22 protein-coding genes are annotated in these 23,394 nt (G+C 44.4%); 8 read left to right on the forward strand and 14 right to left on the reverse strand.

Annotated elements, in window-relative coordinates; all coding sequences use genetic code 11:
* Positions 1–72: 72 nt before the first annotated feature.
* Positions 73–432: a DUF1206 domain-containing protein gene (locus JC525_RS13200; RefSeq protein ID WP_332874110.1), complete on the forward strand. Its 360-nt coding sequence runs from the start codon at positions 73–75 to the stop codon at positions 430–432.
* Between the two features lie 51 nt (positions 433–483).
* Here JC525_RS13200 and tusA read toward each other — a convergent pair whose 3' ends face one another.
* From tusA to rph, 3 genes are read right to left on the reverse strand one after another with little or no spacing between them, the layout of a single operon-like run.
* Positions 484–744 carry a sulfurtransferase TusA gene (tusA, locus tag JC525_RS13205; RefSeq protein WP_198816242.1) on the reverse strand — a complete coding sequence of 87 codons (261 nt, stop codon included), beginning with the start codon at positions 742–744 and terminating at the stop codon, positions 484–486.
* Complete coding sequence (gene pyrE, locus JC525_RS13210; RefSeq protein ID WP_198816243.1) at positions 734–1,375, reverse strand: orotate phosphoribosyltransferase; 642 nt, start codon at positions 1,373–1,375, stop codon at positions 734–736. The genes tusA and pyrE overlap by 11 nt, the downstream gene beginning before the upstream one ends.
* 59 nt (positions 1,376–1,434) lie before the next feature.
* The gene (rph, locus tag JC525_RS13215; RefSeq protein ID WP_014951432.1) at positions 1,435–2,148 is read right to left on the reverse strand and encodes a ribonuclease PH; all 714 of its coding nucleotides are present in this window, start codon (positions 2,146–2,148) and stop codon (positions 1,435–1,437) included.
* A 283-nt stretch (positions 2,149–2,431) separates the two neighbouring features.
* Between rph and JC525_RS13220 the strand changes: the two genes are divergently transcribed.
* The 3 genes from JC525_RS13220 to JC525_RS13230 all read left to right on the forward strand — a co-directional run bounded on the left by JC525_RS13220 (position 2,432) and on the right by JC525_RS13230 (position 5,212).
* Positions 2,432–3,295: a YicC/YloC family endoribonuclease gene (locus JC525_RS13220; RefSeq protein WP_198816244.1), complete on the forward strand. Its 864-nt coding sequence runs from the start codon at positions 2,432–2,434 to the stop codon at positions 3,293–3,295.
* A gap of 326 nt (positions 3,296–3,621) precedes the next feature.
* Positions 3,622–4,872, forward strand: a complete 1,251-nt coding sequence (locus JC525_RS13225; protein WP_198816245.1) for a tyrosine-type recombinase/integrase — start codon at positions 3,622–3,624, stop codon at positions 4,870–4,872.
* Between the two features lies 1 nt (position 4,873).
* Positions 4,874–5,212 carry a hypothetical protein gene (locus JC525_RS13230; protein ID WP_198816246.1) on the forward strand — a complete coding sequence of 113 codons (339 nt, stop codon included), beginning with the start codon at positions 4,874–4,876 and terminating at the stop codon, positions 5,210–5,212.
* Positions 5,213–5,420: 208 nt separating this feature from the next.
* Here the strand turns inward: JC525_RS13230 and JC525_RS13235 are convergent, their stop codons facing one another.
* Positions 5,421–6,650, reverse strand: a complete 1,230-nt coding sequence (locus JC525_RS13235) for a type II toxin-antitoxin system HipA family toxin (RefSeq protein ID WP_198816247.1) — start codon at positions 6,648–6,650, stop codon at positions 5,421–5,423.
* Positions 6,643–6,984: a helix-turn-helix domain-containing protein gene (locus tag JC525_RS13240; RefSeq protein WP_198816248.1), complete on the reverse strand. Its 342-nt coding sequence runs from the start codon at positions 6,982–6,984 to the stop codon at positions 6,643–6,645. The genes JC525_RS13235 and JC525_RS13240 overlap by 8 nt, the downstream gene beginning before the upstream one ends.
* A gap of 325 nt (positions 6,985–7,309) precedes the next feature.
* Between JC525_RS13240 and JC525_RS13245 the strand changes: the two genes are divergently transcribed.
* From JC525_RS13245 to JC525_RS13260, 4 genes are all read left to right on the forward strand, one after another.
* Complete coding sequence (locus JC525_RS13245) at positions 7,310–7,612, forward strand: type II toxin-antitoxin system HigB family toxin (RefSeq protein ID WP_001926661.1); 303 nt, start codon at positions 7,310–7,312, stop codon at positions 7,610–7,612.
* A gap of 29 nt (positions 7,613–7,641) precedes the next feature.
* Entirely contained in the window at positions 7,642–8,013 is a 372-nt protein-coding gene (locus JC525_RS13250) for a helix-turn-helix domain-containing protein (RefSeq protein ID WP_000354815.1), read from the forward strand.
* A gap of 25 nt (positions 8,014–8,038) precedes the next feature.
* On the forward strand, positions 8,039–10,447 hold the full coding sequence (locus tag JC525_RS13255; RefSeq protein ID WP_198816249.1) for a TOTE conflict system archaeo-eukaryotic primase domain-containing protein: 2,409 nt from the start codon (positions 8,039–8,041) through the stop codon (positions 10,445–10,447).
* A 441-nt stretch (positions 10,448–10,888) separates the two neighbouring features.
* The gene (locus tag JC525_RS13260; protein ID WP_233095197.1) at positions 10,889–11,605 is read left to right on the forward strand and encodes a hypothetical protein; all 717 of its coding nucleotides are present in this window, start codon (positions 10,889–10,891) and stop codon (positions 11,603–11,605) included.
* 117 nt (positions 11,606–11,722) lie between these two features.
* Here the strand turns inward: JC525_RS13260 and JC525_RS13265 are convergent, their stop codons facing one another.
* The 9 genes from JC525_RS13265 to hsdR form a co-directional block, all read right to left on the reverse strand.
* Complete coding sequence (locus JC525_RS13265; protein WP_198816250.1) at positions 11,723–12,238, reverse strand: hypothetical protein; 516 nt, start codon at positions 12,236–12,238, stop codon at positions 11,723–11,725.
* Positions 12,239–12,240: 2 nt separating this feature from the next.
* Positions 12,241–12,939, reverse strand: coding sequence for a DUF3800 domain-containing protein (locus JC525_RS13270; protein WP_198816251.1), 699 nt, complete (start codon positions 12,937–12,939; stop codon positions 12,241–12,243).
* A gap of 62 nt (positions 12,940–13,001) precedes the next feature.
* Positions 13,002–15,038, reverse strand: a complete 2,037-nt coding sequence (locus tag JC525_RS13275; protein WP_198816252.1) for a DUF3732 domain-containing protein — start codon at positions 15,036–15,038, stop codon at positions 13,002–13,004.
* On the reverse strand, positions 15,035–15,487 hold the full coding sequence (locus tag JC525_RS13280) for a three component ABC system middle component (protein ID WP_198816253.1): 453 nt from the start codon (positions 15,485–15,487) through the stop codon (positions 15,035–15,037). Before JC525_RS13280 ends, JC525_RS13275 begins: the two co-directional genes overlap by 4 nt.
* Positions 15,484–16,611 (reverse strand): hypothetical protein, encoded by a 1,128-nt coding sequence (locus JC525_RS13285; protein WP_198816254.1) that lies wholly within the window; start codon positions 16,609–16,611, stop codon positions 15,484–15,486. Before JC525_RS13285 ends, JC525_RS13280 begins: the two co-directional genes overlap by 4 nt.
* A 9-nt stretch (positions 16,612–16,620) precedes the next feature.
* Positions 16,621–17,802 carry a restriction endonuclease subunit S gene (locus tag JC525_RS13290; protein WP_198816255.1) on the reverse strand — a complete coding sequence of 394 codons (1,182 nt, stop codon included), beginning with the start codon at positions 17,800–17,802 and terminating at the stop codon, positions 16,621–16,623.
* Between the two features lie 2 nt (positions 17,803–17,804).
* On the reverse strand, positions 17,805–19,283 hold the full coding sequence (locus JC525_RS13295) for a type I restriction-modification system subunit M (protein ID WP_198816256.1): 1,479 nt from the start codon (positions 19,281–19,283) through the stop codon (positions 17,805–17,807).
* 3 nt (positions 19,284–19,286) lie between these two features.
* Entirely contained in the window at positions 19,287–21,059 is a 1,773-nt protein-coding gene (locus JC525_RS13300; protein WP_198816257.1) for an AAA family ATPase, read from the reverse strand.
* A 1-nt stretch (position 21,060) separates the two neighbouring features.
* Positions 21,061–23,373 carry an EcoAI/FtnUII family type I restriction enzme subunit R gene (gene hsdR / locus JC525_RS13305; RefSeq protein ID WP_198816258.1) on the reverse strand — a complete coding sequence of 771 codons (2,313 nt, stop codon included), beginning with the start codon at positions 23,371–23,373 and terminating at the stop codon, positions 21,061–21,063.
* Positions 23,374–23,394: the final 21 nt, after the last annotated feature.

The following is a 23,394-nucleotide window of genomic DNA, read 5'->3' on the forward strand; positions in this document are numbered from 1 at the left end:
TGAAAAAGTGATCGGATAAAACCGAAACGACCGATCGGATTCACCGAAATACGCAAATGGGGCTTAGCGATCGTGGCAGCTATTGGTGCATGTATTCTAATATTCGCGATCGTGCAGTTTAAACACGCTTACACAACCGATTTTCTCGAGAAGTTCTCGTTGTCCTCGTTGAGTCAGCGTATAACGAAAAGCGTAACGGTAACTGGCAGACTTGGCTACACCGCTAGAGGCGTTGTTTATTCACTGGTAGGAGGCTTTTTTATCCTGGCCGCCTTACTAAGTAACCCATCAGAAGCCGGTGGCCTACAAAAAGCACTCGAAACTTTGATGCAGCAACCTTTTGGTCCCTATCTTATTGCTGGTGTAGGAGTAGGCTTTATCATGTTTGGCCTTTATTGTGCACTAGAAGCAAAGTATCGAAAGATAGAGTAAAACGTGGGGAGTAAACCCGTCAGAGGCTTTGGTTTTCGCGTAAAAAGGCGCTTAGTCGCGCCCTTTCTTGATGATATATTGATAAGGCATAGTTTCAGTTTGCGAGGCAACGAGCGTATGATCCATAAAGCGGCAAAAGCTGGGAATATCTCTGGCCGTAGAGGGATCGTCAGCAGTAACCGATAAGGTTTCCCCATCGGCTAACTTGCGAATGTTTAAGCGCACCATCATAACCGGCTCTGGACAGCGAAGTCCCAAAGCGTCTAAATGCTGACTAGCTGTATTAAACGCGCTTTCGAAATCAGATGCCATAGTTCTCACGATAGGTATTAATAGCGCTAATTTCACTATCAAAACCGCCTTTTTCCTTCAGGTAAGCCACCACATCGGCTAGCGAAACAATAGAAATCACCTGAGTGCCAAAATCGCGTTCTACTTCTTGAATAGCTGACAGTTCGCCATTACCGCGCTCCTGTCGGTCTAAAGCAATCAGCACACCTGACAAACTGGCTTGCTGCTGTTCAATTAACGTCATAGATTCGCGAATGGCCGTACCTGCGGTGATTACGTCATCCACCAGCATAACCTTACCTTCAAGCGGGCTGCCGACCAAGTTGCCGCCTTCACCATGAGTCTTCGCCTCTTTACGATTGAAGCAATAAGGCACATCAAGGTTGTGGCTATCGGCCAGTGCGACAGCGGTAGTGGTAGCAATAGGTATACCCTTATAGGCTGGGCCAAAAAGTACGTCGAAATCAACACCGGCATCAATTAGTGCGTCAGCATAAAAGCGCCCTAGCTTGGCCAAATCGCCACCTCGATTAAATAAGCCTGCATTGAAAAAGTACGGGCTTACACGACCTGACTTTAGGGTAAATTCGCCAAATTTTAATACGCCACGTTCAATGGCAAACTCGATAAAATCACGCTGAAACGCTTTCATGATGACCTCTTAAATACTGATTTACGCTATGGTGCTCTGACAAGGCTTCGATTATTGGTTCACGCTAGTGCTGCTTTTTGAATATCGAACAGTTCACGTAAGCCGTGCTTGCCAATTTTCAACATTTCATCAAGCTCTTCAAACGAGAAGGGTTCGCCTTCTGCAGTACCTTGAACTTCAATCAGTTTACCGGTTTCAGTCATCACGATGTTCATGTCTGTCTCTGCCTCAGAGTCTTCAGTGTATTCAAGATCAGCAATTGGCGTACCTTCATAAATACCCACTGAAAGGGCAGCAATCATGTGTTTAAGCGGATTAGTTTTGATAATGCCTTTTGCACGCATATAGGTAAGCGCGTCAACAAGGGCAACACATGCACCGGTAATTGACGCCGTGCGTGTACCGCCGTCAGCCTGAATTACATCGCAGTCTAACGTAATAGTGTTTTCACCCAGAAGTTTCAAATCTACAGCCGCACGAAGTGAACGTGCAATTAAACGCTGGATTTCTAACGTACGGCCGCCTTGTTTACCGCGCGCTGCTTCACGACCGCTTCGCGTATGAGTAGCACGTGGAAGCATGCTGTACTCAGCTGTGATCCAGCCTTTCCCTTGGCCTTTCATAAAGCGTGGTACACCTTCTTCTACCGTCGCATTACACAGCACTTTAGTGTTACCAAACTCTACAAGTACAGAGCCTTCTGCGTGACACGTGTATTGGCGAGTAATAGTAACAGGGCGAATTTGACTGGCGGTTCTGCCGCTTGGACGCATAGTGTTCTCCACAACGTAAATGCTAAAAAAGGTAGCCAATTTCAGATTTCTTAGTGTCAAAAAAACGAGTCAGAATCTGTAAATGAAACAGAGCTACGAAATTGGGCGTAAGTATAACGCATTACCCGCAAGCGTTAAAAACGAACTTTGCATGTTTGCATATTGAAATTCGTAAATGTGGGGTAATATACAACCTACAAAAAAACCTGCCCTAGATTTTGACGTATACAACACGACGTTCGGGTTGTTTTCGCAGGCTTTTAGCAAAAGTTTAAGGACATTTATGATTTACAGCATGACGGCGTTCGCTCGCGTTGAAACAAAAAAAGACTGGGGTTCAGCTGTATGGGAAATACGCTCGGTTAATCAACGCTTTTTAGAGACCTATTTTCGCTTACCGGAGCAATTTCGCTCACTAGAGCCGGTTTTACGCGAGCGTTTTCGCAAAAAGTTGGCCCGTGGCAAAGTAGAGTGCGCGCTGCGTTTTACTGCTAACGACGCTGCGGTGACTAAACTTAGCCTAAATGAAGAGCTAGCTAAGCAAGTGCTTCACGCGGCCGATTGGGTGCAATCTCATGGTCAATCCACTGGCGTAAACCCGCTAGATGTTTTGCGCTGGCCTGGTGTAATTGCAGCAGAAGAGGCGGATATGGATGCCATTCATGGTGACGTTATGGAGGCATTCGACCAAGCGTTGAACGACTTTATCAGTGCCCGCGCTACAGAAGGTGAAGCCCTTAAAGGCATGATAGCGCAACGCCTCGACGCGATTGAAGTTGAAGCAGAAAAAGTGGCGGCGCGAATGCCTGAAATTATGGTGTGGCAGCGAGAAAAAGTACAGGCCCGCTTTGAAGAAGCAAAGATAGAACTTGATGCAGGCCGATTCGAACAAGAAATGATTATGCTTGCTCAAAAAGTTGATGTAGCAGAAGAATTAGATCGCCTAAACGCTCACGTTAAAGAAACCCGTAACATCCTTAAAAAGGGTGGGGCAGTGGGCCGTCGTCTAGATTTCATGATGCAGGAATTTAACCGCGAATCCAACACCTTAGGCTCTAAGTCTATCAGCACCGATATCACGCAATCTGCCGTCGAACTTAAGGTATTGATTGAGCAGATGCGCGAGCAGATTCAAAACATCGAATAGGTTCCTGGGTAGAAAGTTACCCGTCCAAGAATGTCTTAGAAGCCCTGTTATTTGCTTGTAAATACAGGGCTTTTTTATTTCCCCCGTCCAAATCAGTTTGCAGATGTCCGTTACCAACTACCTGTTTAGTGGTGGGCAGAATGGTGGGCAGTCCCCTCATTTTTGCTCAATAAGCATTTTGCGGTGAGCAAATTGGTGGGCAGTAAGTTACTCAATTTTCGCATTTAACTCGCCACCACAACAGGTTAGCTGCTGATTCAATAAGCAAATCGGTGGTGGGCAGCCATTATTGCCCCCTCCATTATTTCAGCAACTATGGAGTAAACATGGGAAAACTCACAGCAAAACAGGTTATTGCATACAGCAAAGCCGAACCAAAAAAATACTCAGACGGTGAAGGGCTATACTTTTGCGTCCGCAAACAGGGCTCGCCTTACTGGATGATCCGCTACACCACAGCCAAAGGAAGACGAGAAGCAACCTTGGGGCAATTTCCTTTAATGTCGTTGGCAGACGCCAGAATTGCCGCTGCATACTTTCGAAAGGAAGTACGTGACGGCATAGATCCTCTTCTGGAAAAACAGAAAATCGAGTTACCTGACATTGAAACCGTGGATCAACTGTTCCATGACTGGTATCGAACCGATCTTAGTCGACGACTTAAGCATCCCAAGATTCCGTATCGGGTTTACACCAAAGACATAAGCCCAGTCATTGGCATTAAATGTATTGCTGAGGTGACTGCACGTGACGTACGCGAAGTATTAGAGCGCATTCGAGAAAGTAACCGCCCTACCATTGCCAACGATACCTTGATGTACATGAAGCAGCTGTTTCGACATGCGATAAAGCTCGACTTAACGCTGAACAACCCCGCCGCAGCATTTACCGTGGACGATGCCGGTGGCGTGGAGTCCAGTAAAGACAGGATGCTCAGCAAAGAGGAAATTCACTACGCCTTTAGCGTGTTTCATACCCATATCAATAGCTTTGGCCGCGACAACTACCTCGCTTGCTGTCTGTTTTTGGTGTTGGGCGTGCGCAAAAGCGAATTGTGCGAAGCCATGTGGCGTGAAATGGATTTAACCACAGGCGTGTGGGATCTGCCCAAAGAACGCAGCAAAACCGGCGTGCCGATCAGCATTCCCTTACCGCGCCAAGCCATTGCTTGGTTTAACGAGTTGCAAATCCGCGCTTGTGGCTCGCCTTATGTTTTCCCTGCCAGACGAGCAAGCCATCGTCCACATATGGGGCCAGATACGCTAAACCGTGCCATTTCTAAACTCTTTGGTCGCGAGCCTGGGCGCAAAAAACAGCCTCCCAATAAAATGGGCAAGCTTGAACACTTCACCGTACACGATTTGCGCCGCACCTTTCGCAGCCTTGCCGCCTCTTTGGGCATTGCAGGCAACGTAGCCGAACGCTGCCTTAACCATAAGTTAAAAGGCGTTGAGGGCATCTACGACCGCCACGATTACTTTGAAGAGCGCCGTATTGCCCATCAAACCGTGGCTGATGTGATCGAACCACTGGTGAACTTTGATCCCGCTTCACAACACCAAACAGGAGGGCGTTAACATGCAACTTATGATACGACTCGCCCCCATTACCTTTCCAATAGCCGTGCTGGCAGGCCTTGGCTGGTGTATTGGCATTGCCCTACTCGAACAGTCTCATGGCATAGGCTACGCACTGACTCGATATTGCCTGACGACATTCGTGGTACTCGCCCCTTGGCTGACGCTAAAACTCACGTTCTACGTGATTGTCAGTTTAGGACGCAAACTGGAGCTCATCCCGCCTGCACGCCCAACGCACAGCTTGGGGTATGAAGAATCACTCTATTGGTTCAGAGTATTGGCCTTCTTCGATGGCAAACGCAGCCGCATGCCGAAAAGGCCCATCAGGCGAAACTAGCAAGCCCCCATTTGCTCACTTACCGTGGGCAGTTGGGACAGTGGGGCAACACTTGATACCACAAGCTTTAGAGGGTGAATAAGAGGAAATTAAACTGCCCCAAGGAATGGGGCAATCAGGGCTTTGATTGACAAAATAAGTCACTAAACATAATCTTCAAGCCAATATGGCCGACGCCTCTGCATTTCTGTACGCGTCGGTTCTCATTTTAGCGTAGCGGTATGCTTCGCAAATGTTTTTCGATTGCTTCAATCATCGACTTGGTAAGCGGTAAATGCGTCTTTTCTTTCTCCCAGATTTCATGAAAGCCTGCCACGGTTTGCTTGGCAGTATCTAACACCAATTTTTCTGGCAGCATGGCTTTAGCCGCCAAGTGTGACAGCTCATCCAGCGTGAAATCACTGAATTTCTTGCTACGGCTCACCTTCAGCGACGCACTATCATCGGGGATATAAGGAATAGTCGAGACAAAGTCATAGGCAGGCGCAATCGATGCTGCGCGCTTATCTTTGTAAATCACAGACCAATTCTTCAAATGCATATCCGCATTGCCAATTAGGGTATTGAACACCAATCGACGGGTAAATTCTGCAATGTCCTTGTCTTGACCTTCGATGCCAATAACCTGAGCAATATTACGCATACTCGCTTTTTTGTATTTATCTTGAGGATAGACGCCAAACACTTGCGCAAAATCTTCAATATGCACGGCTTGATCACCTGCACGATCAAAGCGCTTGATCACAAACGCCTGAGCATTTTTAAAAGCATCGCCAAATTTACCAATACCATCTGGGATATTAGCAATCTGGTTAATGGGGAGTAGCTGCGTTTCTGGCACATCCATCCCCAACATACGAGCCAGTTCCATCATCGAATATTCATTTTCTGGCACAGCGTCAAAGCGAGACGATGGCAATTTTACAATCCAAGAACCACCTTGACCGGTTGCTGGAATAGTCAAACCACCGTTTGCCTGTTGTACGGCTGAAAACTTCAACTGTACACCCGCTAATGAAAAACGCATTGGAACATCTATTTTCGTTTCATCGTCAATGTCTTGCTGTACATTAGGCGGCAGCGCTTCGCCATCAGCAGGTTCAACCGTGATCGCACCTGCTAAATCTTGTCCTAACACCCACAATAGAAAAAACTCCCGCGCTGGATTCACTCCGGCACGCTCTGCCAGGTAATGACGCATGGTTTCTTCTGGCAAAAGGTTAGAGAAAAACGGAGTTAACTTGGTTTGGGTCGGTTTAAAATTAGTCAGTAAGCCACCCAGTGCATCTTTAAAACCCAGCCCTAACACGGGCCGTGATTCATCATGAATGTACGAATCCATAAAGGCAAAAAGCGTTCTGTCATTGCCCACGTTGGTGATCGTTGCTATGGGTTCGCCATAGAGCAACACGTTGAGCGTAGAAACATGATTAGTCATCGTCGTCTTCCCCTAACTGATATACCGGTGACATCTGCTCAGCTTCATCGTTGATACCATTATTGTTTGGCCCGTTATGATAAGCACCTTGGCTGCTTCGAATGATCGACTTGATGGCAGGAACTGACTTTTTAGGCGCAACCAATAGCTCTAGGTCGAGTACACGGGCAAGTGCAATCAAACTGGATATTCTTAAATCAACGCCGCCAGACTCGATTTTCGAAATATGACTTTGCGGCACCCCCGAACGCGCGCTTAACTCTCTTTGGCTAAACCCCTTGCGTACCCGAGCTTCTCGAAGACTTTCTAGTATCTGCTCTGTTACATAGCTCATTTCGATACGCCTTAATGAATCAATTAGGAATAATTATATACAAAAACATATCACCGCAATCCCACGAGCACAAGAATGATTAGCTATTATGTATCACCAAGTGCTTTTTGATATGCAATTATAGATAAATTGTAACGCGCGCGCTCACTTACCGTGGGCAGTTGGGACAATGGGGCAACACCAGATATGCCAAGCTTTATAGGGTGAATAAGAGGAATTTGAACCGCCCCAAGGAATGGGGCAATTGGGGACCGTGCCAACAACTCCTTTCAGTCAATCAAACTACAAACTTGCAAAAGTCCCAATATGGGACTAACATCTGTTTATGAGAATTATCGCACTATCAACCTTAAAAACATTTTGGGAAGACAGCCCAGAATACATTGACGCGAAAGAGCCAACTTTAGCGTGGTATAGGCATGCATTAAACGCTGATTGGGGATCACCGGCGGATGTGAAACAGGACTTTAGAAATGCCAGCATCCTCAAAGATGGGCGTGTCGTGTTTAACATTGCCGGTAATAAATACCGGTTAGTTGTTTGGATCAATTATGCCTACAAGGTGGTTTACATACGGTTTATCGGCAGCCATGCGCAATACGATAAAATTGATGTGCAAACGATTTGAAGCCAAAAGGTAGTAACAAGAGGTATATAATGGACATCAGACCTATTAAAACAGATGCCGACTACCGCGCGGCATTAAACGATATCGAAAACCTAATGATGGCGGAGCCTGATACCGTCGAAGGCGAAAAGCTGGACATTTTGGTTACGTTAGTTGAAGCCTACGAAGCAAAGCATTTCCCAATGGATTTGCCAGACCCTGTTGAGGCAATAAAGTTTGAGATGGAGCGCAAAGGCTTAACGGTTAAAGATCTTGAACCCATGATAGGTAAAAGCAATCGTGTTTATGAAATCCTAAACCATAAGCGGTCACTCACGCTAAAAATGATTTGGAAACTTCATGAAGGGCTAGGTATTCCAGCAGAGTCGCTGATCAAACCGCCGCAAGTTCGCGCGTCATAGTGCTGCACATAAAAATTATGTTGTCATGAATGACGCTCGCTACCCAAACATTTCGGCTATTGATAACAGGCTAGCTGAGCTTGAAAACGAAAAGCAGCAGCTTCTCGCATTAAGAGAGGCTTTGCGTAGCGCTCAAAACGAGCGTTCAGTACAGACATTCACGCCAGAACAAAAGGTCGCCCTATTCAGACAACGATTTCGTGGACGAGAGGATATCTTTGCCAATCGTTGGCAAAATCAACAGGGCCGCAGTGGCTATTCCGTAGCCTGTGATAATGAATGGGTAAACGGGGTTTGCAACAAACCCCGCATTAAATGCCAAGACTGTTCACACCGCAAGTTTAGCGAACTAAACGAGCGCATTATTTACAGGCACCTTGCCGGTCATCAAGTGGTGGGGCTGTATCCACTACTTAAAGATAATTCGTGCTATTTGTTGGCAGCCGATTTTGACAAAGGCTGTTGGCAAGAAGAAGTCAAAGCAATGTCTAAAGCGTGCCAAGCGTTTGATATTCCCCACGCGATAGAAATCTCGCGTTCTGGCAACGGGGCGCACTTATGGATCTTTTTTGACACCAATATCCCAGCTAACCAAGCTCGGGCACTTGGTTTCGCTTTACTTGATAAAGCCATGGAAATATTTCCAAATCTATCGTTTGACTCCTATGACAGGCTCTTTCCTAACCAAGATGTCCTTCCTGAGGGCGGTTTTGGTAATCTCATTGCGTTACCACTTCAAAAGGAGGCTCGCCTTTCAGGCCGTAGTTGCTTTGTTGACAGTGACCTGAATGCGATTGACGATCAATGGCAGTACCTAGCTGAGCTTAAAACACTCACTCAGTCGAGTATTGATCAACTCATAACAACCATTTCACCCAATACCCTATTACTGTCCGAACAAGGGCTAACAGATAACCGCCCACCTTGGGAAATCACAGCCAAAGCCACACCAATAAAATTAGAGTCTTTGCCGAAAACCGTGACTATTACCTTGGCTAACCATATCTACTTTTTGATGAGCAAGTTACCTGGGCCACTACTGGCAGGACTCAAGCGATTAGCTAGTTTTTCTAATCCTGTGTTTTTTAAAACACAAGCGTTGCGCTTTTCAACCCATGGCATTCCGAGGTTTATTTCCTGTGCTCGTATTGAAAATGGTTATCTCGCACTACCGCGAGGCTGTCTCGATGACGCGATTGCTTTGCTACAAGAGCACAATATTTCGCCACTGTTTGACGATAAGCGTGAAACCGGCAAACCATTATTAAAACTTACCCCTGAGTTCACTTTGCGAAAAAACCAGCGTGACGCAGTGGCCTCAATAGCTAAACACGACTTCGGTATTTTGCATGCGCCGACTGCATTTGGAAAAACGGTTACTGCCATTGGCATGATCGTAAAACGCAAAGTAAATACTCTCATACTGGTTCATAGCCGACAACTGCTTGAACAGTGGCAAGAGCGATTACGCACGTTCCTACCCGACGTAAACATTGGCAGTATAGGCGGGGGTAAAAGAAAGCCGAGTGGCATTATCGACATTGCCACCTACCAAAGCTTGGTTAATAAAAAAGACAACTCCATCACGCCTCTCATTCAAGACTACGGCCACATTATTGTTGATGAATGCCACCATCTGTCTGCGCCAAGGTTTGAAATGGTACTCAACGAGGTAAGAGCAAAATATGTATTGGGCCTAACAGCAACGCCAGAGCGACAAGATGGCCATCAAAAGATCATTTTTATGGCGGCAGGGCCAATTCGCTACAAAATGAAACAAAGCCCTGATGAGCAATTTACTCAAACCGTGATGATTCATCAGCTCTACGATATACCGCCAGCTGCGCTAATAAAAACAGATGAGCGCCCAAAAATAAGCGATGCCTACCGCTGGCTCGTCGATAACCAACAGCGCACGTCAAAAATCGTCTCAGACGCCTCTCAGTGTGTTCAAAATGGCGGACACCCGCTAGTCCTTACAGAGCGCAGAGAGCACGCAGAGTACATACACTCACGACTTACCGAGATGGGTATAAGCACTGTCGCACTCAAAGGCGCCATGAAAGCTGCCGAACGCAATAATGCTGACAATCATCTGCAATCGGCTCAAGTTGTCGTCGCAACAGGAAAATATGTGGGTGAAGGGTTTGACCTACCAAGACTGGATACGTTGTTTTTGGCCATGCCAATCGCATGGAAAGGTACATTGGCCCAATATGCCGGTCGTATTCATCGTGAATCGGAAGGAAAAACACAAGTCACCATTCACGACTATGTGGACTGCGCCCTCCCTATGCTGCAACGCATGTTTAAAAAACGCGAGAAAAGCTACAAGGCTATGGGGTACGCCCTTGAGTACTTTGATGGTAACAGTGACAATCAACCTTCACTGAAGCTGGAAGACGCCTCTTCATCAAATTCCAAGTCAAATTAGCAAGCCGCTCTTCGTTCAACACTTCCCCATGCCTTTACCCCCATACGCCAAAACCACTATCCGTTTGGCTTTTGGATCGAAACGCCAAACAGGGAAGTTAGACCATTTACTGTTTGGCGTCTCGATTGAAATCCAACGCTGGCAGGCCTTGCCATTACTGGCTTAAAGAAAGGTTTGGCACTTTTTTCGCCCTAAACCAACCTCGACTCCAAAGTAAAAACCGTTTGTTTTTTCCAACCCAGAATGCAAACGATCGTTTGGCGTCTCGATTTTTTTGCACTAGTTGAATGACGCCAAACAGCGCCGTATTGGACTATGTATATCAAACAATTAGCCACGCACAGGTCATCAGAAAAAACTGATTTGACTGGTTAGTTTGATGGCCATTTCTTTCATCTAATTCACCACCGAGTCTGCATCCGACCACTGAAAATAGACGGCATGAAGAACCAAAAGGTGATATGTGACGTGTTATGGGCAAGTGGCAACGATTGGGATAGAGAATGGATACAGCAGGTGGTCGATTTATTGGTTGGGCATGGCGCGTTTACCCTCTACCCAGCACTAAGCCAGTGCGAGAATGCAGCCGAACGTTTAACCCGCTGGCTGACCTATCAGTTACCGCGTGTTAAACAAGCGCACCCTGGCTGCCCCATTCACCAATGGCTGAATAGCATTGGCGCACAAGTGATCGTAGAAAAATGGCAGAGCCCCGAGCAATGGCCAAACCTGTATTGGCTACCTTTACCTGAGGTTGAAGGCCACGCGCAAGGCGGCTTGGTTGTGTTACCGGCACATTTTTTACCGGTATATATGAACGGCACGATTCAAACCAACACATTGCACGCAAACGCACCGGCCAACGCCCGTATCTTTTGGTGCATTACGCCTTTATCTAAAACAGGAAAACGCACTACCTTGCACCCCAAACAGCAAAACCGCGCCTTTTGCCTGCCCAGTTCGCCGGAGCAAATAGGTAAATCGTGCATGGGGTTATTACTGAGCGGTTTGATAAAAGCCAACCGAAAACGAAACAGCAAAGTGGTCAGCCACCAAATCAACCTAGCGCTGCTGCACCACCTTTGTGGGCCAGAGAATGATGTGTGGATTACGAGCAAATGCTTTGTTAACGAGAACGAAACTCAACAACAAGGCTAAATAGCTTGATATTTTTCATCAAGAGCACCATAATTCACCCAAGTTCTTCGGAACTGGTTGAACCTTTACCTAGTGTTTTGGTTCGTGGCTGCGCCTCAGTCGCCGTAAGACTGGGGCTTATCTCCTTCCTTGTTTTGTTTCCACTAAAAAGCTCGTTCTCTTTATCCGCTCAAGATAGGCTTGGTCTGCTGGAAATGCTGTAACAAACCAATGTGGATCACCGACTTTCCTTGGGTCATCAAATACAACTACATACTTTTCCTCAACGACGACCAATGTCCTACGCTTTGCTATTTTACCGCGATCGGTTTGACGAGATTGGCTGTAACGCTGCACCGTCCCGGCTGATAGAGCCAACACTTCTTTAATCCACATTATTCGTCTAGCACGCTTTTTGGAGAAACCGCCATCGTGAATACCTGCACTGGTTCGGTAATTGGTAGACTCCGTAAAGGCATGATCAAAAGCACCCGCACCAAACTGGTAGGTTACACCACACCAATCGGTAAACACTCTAGCATTGCCATTTTCATCATGAACATAATTTTCCAGATATACCTTTCGGTATTTCTCAATCAGCTCGTCTTCGCTATCGGCTTTCAACCGCAGTTGCGGCCACAAACTTTCTGCCACAGCTATCGTCCCTGCCAATTGAAGATATTAAAGTTTCGCTCGCCTTTGGTTGTGGTGTAACGCAGGCTACCCTTACCTAACGATCTCGCAAGCTCATCGACAAACGCAGCTTTAAATGCACTTGCATTAGGTCGGTTCTGCATTTCGTTCCAGCTATATCCTACCGCTCCCATCAATAAATCAGAGAGTTGTATCAGTGGTTGGTTATGTGATTCAACTGGCTCTAAACAAGCAAGCTTAGCGCGGCCAGATAGTTTGTGAACTAGAATCTGGCGCAACTCTTCAAAGCGTGTACTTGACGCATTCTGCTGCCAATCAAGATATACATGATAGCTGTCGCCAGGTTGAAGCCAGTGGACTAGCAATTGATAGTACAGCTTGTAAAAACCAAGCTCTTTATCCCCATCGTTCCACTGTTGGTGATCGAGTTGCCTGCGGTCGACCACAATACATCGAAATGAAAGTGAGTTTTCTTCAGAAAACAATTGTATAAGGCTTCGATAAAAATCAGCCTTGTTAGGCGATAGCTTTTTCCAGCCAAATTCGGTCTTAATACCATATTTAGTCATCAGGCCATGTAAGCGCCCAACAATACGGTGTTTTTCTTCACGAGGGCATTGCAGTGCACCGATAACAATATAGTGTTGAGACGGGTCTGATGTATGGCGACTTTCGTCGCAATAGACGTTATAAATGGTCACATTTGCCTCTGAAAAATTTAATATTCAACAGGTCTAAAAAATCATATCTTGGAAGCATAATTTTAACTATCACCTTGCAACTCTGGTGCCGGCACAATAAGGCCGCGAGTACGCCACCGATTACCATTCACAAGTGCTTCAAAATCAAATCCATTAGAGAGAGTCAGATTGTCCGCATGGTCAGTCACTATAATTTGCGGACTAAAGCCATTGCTTAATTGGAGGTCATTGCAATAAATCGATAGCTGGCTGAATAAGTTTTCAACGGCTTTTATATCCTCATCAATGTTTTGATCCACACTGTGGATCTTGCGCTGTTCTGCTTCTTGTTTCTTTTGTTCCTCGAAGGTTGCAGAGTTATCACGGTTAAAATTAGGGAAATATACCTGTGTTGGTTGGTCTAAAAAAAGCACTGAAGGTATGGCACACTTTTCACCTAATTCAACGAAATACTTATGCAAAGCCAAAAATAACGTTACATGACAATAAAGCCAGTTTGCACCGCTACCCATTGAACGCAGGTAAATTTTTTCGTTTTCGGGCGTTAAATGATAAAGGTCGAATGTCTCAAATGAGAAATGGAGGTTAATTGGTTTATAGCTTGTCTCAAATTCAAAATGGCTACCTATGCTGGCCATATATTCGTTTACCTTAACCGATGCAGCTGCCAAACCTTTTTGCACATCGTATTCTTTTAGTGCATCCGTAATCTTCTTGAGCTCCCTCCTTAACTCTTTGATTTCTCTATCAAGTTCAGCATCATCAGCCATATTTAAGGTATCAAGAAGTGCAAACAGCTTGGCTTTTTGCATTATAATGCTTTCGTATAAGCTCTTCTGTTCGGCTAACTGCTGATTTACTTTCTCAATTTCAGCTATTTGTTGATTGAGATCGGTTAGCAACTTACTAACAATCTCTGTATCATGCTGTACTTCAATTAAAGATGATTGAAACTTTGCTTTCATGGGACGAGCTTGAGCAAGATTCCCCGATACTTTCGTAATGGCCTGCTGAAGCTTCTCTGCACTTTGTCGCAAGTTGTCTTTTTCTGTATGGCAAAACGGGCATACAGAGGCGGAAATGTGAACATGCTTAGGCGAGCTAAACTGCTTTACATTATCAACAAATCGCTCTTCTTCCCGGATATGTTTATTAATCGACGCAGCTTGACGCTGCAACTTTCGTAACTCGGCAGTCTTTTGATTACGCGCCAGTTTCAGCTGTTCATAGCGTTGCGTGATAGCATCGGAATTATGATTTATTTTCTCAGCGACTATAATTCCATCAAGTTGGTCTTTGGCATCTTGAGGATGCCGAAGTACCTTGTCCAATGATAAGGGTTCATCTTTAAAGCCCATCAAAGCGTAAAGCTGACTTAATACAGGGGCGACTTTTTGTTTGTAGTTTTCTGACGTACGTTTGTTGGTGTCTTTTTGACGTTCTAAACGTCGAGTCTCTGCACTTAGTCGTTCTTTTTCTTGTGATAGGTGAAAGAACTTTTGATCGACAAGTCCTAAAAATATCTTTGTATGTTCAATTGCCTGATCGCGCTTTTCCTTTTCGTCGAATCGATAAAACAACGCATGCTTATTGGCAACCAAGTTTTGATGCTGAAGCATAAAAGATGTAAAACTACGCACCGATGGTGTAGGTGCTTTTTGATTAAATCTCCTGTTAGCTCTCGCGGCTAAAGATTCATCAACATCATCAATATCTAGGAAAAAGTCCCTTAAATGCTTCTTAAACTCGCCTAAAGGTCGAAAATAACTAGTATTAAAGTATTCGCGATCAATCTCCTCCGAATCGAATGCATCAACACGACGGAAAAATGCTTTTGTTGCAAGATTGGGGTCTCTGGCAATCACCATATCCTGTTCGTTAACAGCAAGCGCAACATAGTAAATTGCAGCACTGTTTGTAATCACACCTTTTGGAATGGTTTTCTCATCGCTGCCAAAGCAATAATCAAAAATTTCAATTAAGGCACTTTTACCGGTTGATGATTTACCGGTAACCACATTGAGTCCTGCTTTAAAATTAACAGGGTGTTTAAGACCTTGCTTGTCAATCACGCCTATTTCATGAATAAGTGTTTTCATCGCGGTTTCACTCCTAAAAACGCATAAATCTCGACCACTGAGTGACCACTAAATAACCGACCTAATTTTTCTGCACTTTTTTGAGTGATAAAGTTTGAGGCAACCTCATCACATTTCGTTAGGGATAGCTGTTGCTCATTAACGAATAACCAATCGTTGACTAAACAATATTGAATACACTGCTCTGTTAGGGTTTGAAACCCTTCAATCCGCTCTTGTAGGTCATAGAGTTTTGCTCTGTCGTCAAATACAGACCATATAGAGCTTCGCTTGTTCGAGTTTAACAACTTATGGCTGTATATCGGATGGCTACAAAGCGGTATGACCAACTGGGCAAGCAACAAATTGTTTTCGGATTCCTCTAAGGTCGTATAAAAAGACGCCAAGTATGGCCCATACTCAAATGGGTTGTACTTTAATTCGTATAGAGCGTCGACAATGCTACTCATGGCTCAACCTTCCATTTCAAATCACGCTCGTCATCGTCCATTGCGTCATGGATAAGGCCATTTTTATATTCAATTGGCGGAATATCATTACCCATGTTGAGTGGCTGCTCTTGCATGGTCTTGTTGTAAAGTAGCTTTGAGCTTTTAATTGCATCAACCGACTCAAGTTGAGCACTTGAATACGAAAGCTTGTATTTTTTTACCAATTGATTTTGATAAGTTACCGTTTTATCTTTATACAAGGGGTATTCATCAAGCTGTTCTAAAAATGAGTTTTGCAACTCTAGCCAATTACCTATGGCATCGGGGATCATTGCGTGATGCTCTATCTCAGCTACTTTTTGAACAAAAAGTTTGTCTTGATGTAGTTCCATCTCAAGCTCTGATGCTTCATAGCCTGAGAATACCGGGAAAGTAAATTCCCTCTTACATAAAAGAGCTGTTAACTCTTCACACTTAGCCCTAAAAGCCTGCTGGCTAATACTCCATGAATGCTGCGTTGCCTGTGCATACACAAAACCAACTAGCCCCTGGAGGTAACTACTTAAATTATTCTTAGGAATGCCTACAGGTTTAGCCAAAATACACTGTTCTAAATCCTGTGCGTTATCGGCCTCGGTAAACAAGGTCACTTTACCAAGTACACTTTTTAGCAGAGCTTCACTACAAGCCATCACGGTTTTTTGTAATTTGACAATGTCTGAAGGCTTCTCAGAATCAAGCTGATCTTCAGTTCGTTCCGCATAAATATCTGTCAATACTTTTAAGCGTTGCTCGGCAGTTTGGGTGTTCCAATCCTTCAGCTTAGTTGTTGCACCAAAAGCCTGTGTGGTATGCAGTACCAAAACACCATATTGGGTATGATCGAACTCGGTAGCTAGCCAGTTCTTAAGCGTTTTCCAGAGGTTTTCATGGTGGTCAGTAAGTGCTGCCGAATAGTCTTTCACTTCCGTTTGAGATGAAGTTAAAGTATTAGGGGAAATAAGGCTCACATCACCGTCTTTTTCAAACCAAATAGATTGACCTTCTTCCAATGCAAAGCACTTTTCCAAGCCAATCAGCACTTGGTAATGAAAGGCCAGGGCGGTTGTTAACGCGGCATTTTTAGTCTGACCACCACTCATACTCCCTCCTTAGAGCTCGCCTTTAAAAGCGGAATTGAGAATTGATGATTTTGCGGACTCTATAACATAAATCTTGTCTCTAAGTTCTTTCTTTAATTCAGTTACACGAGCAGAAAGACTCGACATTTCATCAACAATACGTTTTTGTGTTTCCATACTAGGTGCGGGAACTTTAAACTCACCCAATTTGGTACCATTTATGTTTGGCTGGGCTGCCCCGGCAGCATTTGCTTTCACAATATCCCAGTAAGCAGGAGATTTAAAAAACAACTCTAAATACTCAGGCTGGATTGCTTCTGTATCAGGAACAATTCTTATTAGATATGAGGCAAATATTGCATTTTGGGGCGGTTCCTTTATGAGGATGGACTTTCCTGCTGTTGCACCAGAACGAGCGAAAACAAGGTCATTATCTTTAAGAGCATACTTTTCGATTTCTTTCTCCTTGAGATCAACAAAAGGAACTCCTAGCCAGTCAATATTATTGTCTTGGATATCTGTGATACGAAGAAATTGTGCATTGCCTTTATCTGCCGCTTTAGCAGTATGCCCATATTGAATTTTTGTACTTAAATCATTGACTGTTCGCCAATCCCAACCTTCAGGTAAGCTGTAGCCACTATCAAAATTGGCTTTAGTTCCTGAAGGATTAAAGACTCTATTAAGTGCTGAGCTAAACAGCGCATCAGCCAATCTGATGCTTTCCTGTAAATTCTCGATAGCCGTGTCGATGCGGGTGAGCAGTGTATCGAGTTTTTCGACTATGCGTTCTTGTTCATTGATTGGAGGCAAAGGGAAACTCAAATTCAAATAATCATTGCGATTAATGCCAGGTTTAACCCCTTTTTGAGATATTGACGAAACATCAAACCTATCAGCAAAGTAATAGAAATACATAAGATTCAAAACTTTGTGATCAATAATTTCTACGTAGTATGCAGTGTCAATTGTCCAAGAAGGAGTAAAGGCAAGGTTTGCTTCACCAACAGAGCCCTTTCGACCAATAACAACTGTGGGTTGATCCCACAAATGTTCATTATGGCTTCCTACGACACCATTAGAGCCATATACTGGTACTTCACCTTCAATACGATCGGTGGCCTTTAAAGCTTTGCCATAATGCATTTTTATTAGTGTTTTAAGCTTTTGATATTTCCACCCGTCCGGCAGTTTATATAAAACCTGTTCCATGCTTATTTCTCCGCCAACAGGTCTTCAATTTCATCCAATAGGCCTGACACCAGTTTTTCTTTGATGCGGATCTGCTTAAGAATATCGCTAGGTGCTAAATGCTCGGCATCTTTCTGTTTGGCTGGGTTTTTGGCCGATAGGTCATAGTCTTCAGCTAGTTTGCTGGCTGATACCGCCCAGGAGCGCTCTGTGGTTTCGCGGCTGTTATACAGCTCAACAAACTCTTTTAGGTGCTCATCGGTGATGGGCTTGTTTTTGGTGAGTTTTTGCTCGGGCTCACATTCGTAATACCACACATCGCTGGTGCCGCCGCTACGCTCAAAAAATAGCACGTTGGTTTTAACACCTGAATAGGGCAAAAATACCCCAGCGGGTAGGCTTAAAATGGTGTGTAGGTTAAAGTTTTCCAGCAGTTCTTGTTTGACCTGTTTAAACGCACTGTTGGTTTGGAACAGCACACCTTCTGGCACTACGATAGCCGCTTTGCCGCCACTTTTTAGGGTTTTCATAAAGTGCTGTAAAAACAGCAATTCAGTCGCATTACTCTGGATAGGGAAGTTTTGCTGAATTTGCGACTTTTCTTTACCACCAAATGGCGGGTTAGCCAGAATAATGTCGTAACGGTCTTTTTCCTGAATATCGCGGATATTTTGGGTGAGCGTATTACCTCGGAACAAGTTGGGTGACTCGATGCCATGCAGAATCATGTTCATCATGCCCATCACGTAAGCCAGCGAGGTTTTTTCAAAGCCAAAGAAGGTATCACGCTGGATAAAGTCCCATTGCTCAGTAGAAAGCGTACTCTTTTTAACTTTTAAGTGGTCAAAGGCTTCGACTAAGAAGCCGCACGAGCCAGCAGCGGCATCGTAAATGGTTTGCCCAGCTTGTGGGTCAATGGCCCTGATCATGGCACGCACCACTGGACGCGGGGTGTAAAACTCACCCGCATAGCCCCCGGCATCGCCCATGTTTTGCAATAAGCCTTCATAGACTAACGAGAGCTCAAACATTTCATCACTGGACTGGAAATTGAGCGTATCGATAATATCCAGCACTTCACGCAAGGTATGGCCAGAGGCGACTTTGTTGTCTAAATACTGGAAGATGGCACCAATTTTATAGGCGAATGATTTAGGGTCTGAACCGGTAACGGCGGCATTGGCAAAGCTTTTTAAGTAAGGGAATAGCTCATTATTCACATAATCGGTTAAGTCATCGCCCGTGCGAACTTTGTTGATATCTAGCTTGCCCTCAGCATTTTTCGGGCAGGCCCAATTTGACCAGCGATGTTCTTCATCCAACACCGGTTGATAATCTTTGCCTGATAGTACTGCTTCATCTTCTTTTTCAGATTCATAATCATCCAAAAACTTTAAGAACAGTACCCACGAGGTTTGCTCGGTATAGTGCATAGCACCACTAATGCCATCGTCGCGGCGCAGTATGTCGGTAATTCGGTCAATCTTTTGTTGTAATGACATGGCTTATAGTTTTCCGATAATGAAATTGTACATATTGGTGATGTCTTCGCTGATTTCGTCTGGCGGCATCAAGTCGATATAGGCTTGGAGCTTGTCAGTATCGAGCCCTATACCCTCGGTATTGATCAGAGGGTCAATGACACTTTTGGCATTCAATCGCCGGATATCGTCGTTATCACCTGGGTTGTTTGGTTGTAAATGATTTCGCTGCGCAATATCAGGGTTGTTGATTGCAGCAAGTACGTTGTGATGAGACAGTGCTGTATGTGAAAGCAAGTAATTTTTGATTTCACGGCGTTTCCAAGTCAGTAAATAGCAGTTTATTCTCTCTGGACAAGGCAAAACTAAGTCAAATTTGTCAGGGTAATCAACTCCAACTACCTTGACACCACTTTGTTCGTGAATGTTAGCTTCTGGCAGTTCGTCTCGATCGCATACCATGAACACATTTGTTATTTTGCGTGGATGAAGAGCTTTATCTTTTTTGTGCACTTCAGCTTTGCACACCCTGAGATATTCCTTCATGTCTCTCAACTCATGCAGCCACTTGATCTTGGACGCACCAAAGCTGTCCCCCGCTGAATTGTAACCAGATGATTTGGCTATAGGATTTATTGTGGACAGAGGCCTCCAGTCAAGCCCTTTCTGCTTTACTAATAACTCAAAAATCTTCCAATCATTGTAGTAATCAATCAAGCAAATGTTGTTCAATTTGGAGGCTATTTCTAACTCGACGACTTTACTTTTGGATAAAATTTTCAATCTTTCCAATAGTTTTTGCGATTTCTGTTCATTTTTTATCTGCCCATTTTCAACCAAAAACAATGATTCGAAGTCATTCTCAGCGATTGAGTCGACTAAATGAGTTGTGGTTAGGACCTTACCCTTAGTTCTGCTTAGGATATCCCACAGGAGCTCAACGTTTTTATGGTGCAGGTGTGAGTCAACTTCATCAAACATAAAGAGAGAAGAAGTGCTATCAAAAAGATCAATTAGTGAAGCTACGAATAGAAACTGATACTCACCATCACTGAGCAATGAAAATTCAATATTATCAGCTAGGTAAAGCAAAATTTCAGAAGCTGAAAAAAAATATTCGTTGTATGAGCCTTCGATTAGAAATTTTGTGGCATCAACTCTAGAACCATCAAAAACATCAAAAAATTGTTCATTAGTTACTTCTACTTCGGTTGACTTTAAGCCTTTACCTGTTTCTAGCAGAGCATCAAGGTCAGGAAGTATTTCTATCTTTTCAAGAAAGGCGTCAAGTCGCTGATTAAAAGGTCTTTTTCTTATCGACGGGTGTTCATAATCTTTAGCTTCAGCTATCTGGTCTTGCTGTACATTCTTTATGTAAGTATCAGGAACAGATATTTTCAGTCTCAATTTAACTGAAACTTGATCCTTGAATGCCTTGTGGTTGTTAACAAAATTAAAAACTAAGCCGTTCTTCTTGAATGTGTAGGCGAGAAATGTTAGGAATCGAACATCTTTCTGAGTAAAGAAAAGGCTAGAAAAATCAATGTCACTTATATCTTTCCTTGATCGTAAAGAGGTTAGTCTTCGTTCAAAAAAGGAAGAGAAGTTTTCATTTTGTCCTGAAGTCGCACAGATCAGCTGAAGCGTGTCGCTAGGTTCTGCAATCTGCTTTCTAAAGATTGAATGTAAGATACTGGATTTACCGCTGCCATTTTCACCAATTAAAGTAGCAACCTTATTGATGTTTAAAGTTTGTGGCTGGTCGTGCAACGGGTTAGGTGCGAGTGTTAATTCCATTTCAATTCACGTGATAAAGCTGTTGTTGTAATTGCTTAAAAGCCGCCAGTAAATAGGCTGGCTTTCCACCGAATGCTGTTGAGGCGTCTTTGACTGTACCCAACCCTGATAGCTCGATAAGTGCTGGCAAGCGCTCGCGTGATAACTCCGTACTGCCGGTTTGCTCATATCGGTTAAGCACAAAGTGCAAAAACTGCTGTGCCTTTTCTTGTTGGTACTGATTAAAGAAGGCGCTGTTAGTACGTACTTGATCGGCACGAGCTTTGCGGGTTGCCATTGGCTGTTCAAAGGCTAAAAAAGCCAGCAGATCGAAGATATCGCACTCTTCTGCTTCAAACATGCGTCGTAGTGTGGCGAGTTGCTCTTTATCAAAGCCTGCTTGTACGAGTTTACCGAGCAAGGTTTCGCGCTCGTCTGGGTCTGACCATATCTGCCGCAATTCCTCAACCGATCTAAACAACCCTGGTAATTGGGTGATCAAGCGCTCAACAAATTCTTGCACCGTGAGAGGTTTACCGTTTTCATCGATATATCGAGTTTCAACGTCAATGACTTTAAGTTCACGGTGTTTGCCTAACTTTACTTTCAACCGAGGTTTTGGCTCACCCGGTTCAGGCTCTGGGCCATCTGTTCCTCCGTGTGGTTCTGGTGTGTAAGGTGGTGTTGGCTCACCAATACCTCCTGGCTCTGGTGCTTCGGGTTCACCATCCCAATCTTTGTCGTAAAACTTATTGGTTGCACCGCGAAAATCGACAATGGTGAAATAGTCTTTGCCATCAAAAACACGGGTTCCGCGACCGACAATTTGTTTAAACTCCACCATGGAACCAACGGTTCTATCCAGCACTACGTTACGCACATTACGAGCATCTACCCCCGTAGTTAACATTTGTGAGGAGGTAATAATGGTGGGGATGTCTTTGTCGTTATCTTGGAATTTTTCCAGTAGCTCACGGCCGACTTTGCCCTCATCACTGGTTACACGCACACAGTAATGCGGATCTTTCAGCTTTTTGTGTTTGTTGATCATGTCACGCATGGTCAGTGCATGATTTTGGTTTTCGCAAAAGACGATGGTTTTTTCTAGTGGATTGATATTGTCCAAAATGGCTTTTGCGACCAGTTCGGTACGTTCATCTACGACGATTTTTTTGTCGTAATCTTCTACCTGATAAACGTCTTGCCCAGACTCTCCTTCGATTACTTGGTCATCTTTGGTTAGCACCAGTTCATCTAAGTTAGTACGTACCCGCTTAACTCGATATGGCGTTAAGAAACCATCGTTGATGCCATCTTTTAATGAGTATTCAAATGCTGGTGTTCCAAAGTAATCATAGGTATCCACGTTGGCTTCACGTTTTGGTGTAGCTGTTAGGCCGACATGCACCGCACTGCCAAAATGATCGAGTATGGCTCGCCAAGAGCCTGTCTCATTAGCACTGCCACGGTGACACTCGTCAATCATTACAAGGTCAAAGAAATCACTTGGATACGATTTGTAGTAGCCTTCAATATTTTCACGCTCAGCAATGGCTTGGTAGATAGCAAAAAAGATATGCGCATTAGTTGGCACGACTCCACCCCGCTTGCGCACCTCCTCACCGTTTATTTTTATGAGATCTTTTTCGTATGGATTGAAAGTATTAATGGCTTGATCGGCCAAAATATTGCGATCGGCTAAAAACAAAATTCTAGGCCTACGTGTACCCGGAGATTCTTTGTTCCAACGGGACTGAAACAGTTTATGGACGATTTGAAAGGCAATAAACGTTTTACCTGTGCCGGTAGCAAGCGTTAAAAGCACGCGTGGCTTACCTTTGCCAATGGCATCTGTGGCGGCATGGACCGCTAATTCTTGATAATAACGCGGCTGCATTGCGCCTTCTAAATGAAAGGGCACATTGCGAAGTTGCTGACCTAGATCCGAATTAACACCCACGTAGCGGTTTTCAAGCTCTTGTGGTGTTGGGTAAAACTCGATGTAGTCGCCTTTACCGGTTTCTAAATCGAACTCATAGGTTTGTTTGCCGTTGCTTGAATAGACAAAGCGAACGAGTAGCTTCTTGGCATAGTCGATGGCTTGTTGAAGGCCTTTGGTTGGGTGTTCGGATTCTTTTTTCGCTTCAACAACTGCAAGGTAACGATTGTCTTTGTGGAGCAGATAATCGACGAAACAACGACGACCACGGACACCGCCAGCAAGCTTACGGCCATCGGTGAAGTAATGTTCCCGAATGATGTTGCCCGGTTGCCAATGCGCGGCTTTTAACGCTGGGTCGATGTAGTTTGCTCTGGTATCTGCTTCTGACGACATATCGTCACTCCTTGATAATTT

Origin of the sequence: Alteromonas sp. IB21 (genome assembly GCF_016405965.1) — a bacterium.
Taxonomy (GTDB): domain Bacteria; phylum Pseudomonadota; class Gammaproteobacteria; order Enterobacterales; family Alteromonadaceae; genus Alteromonas.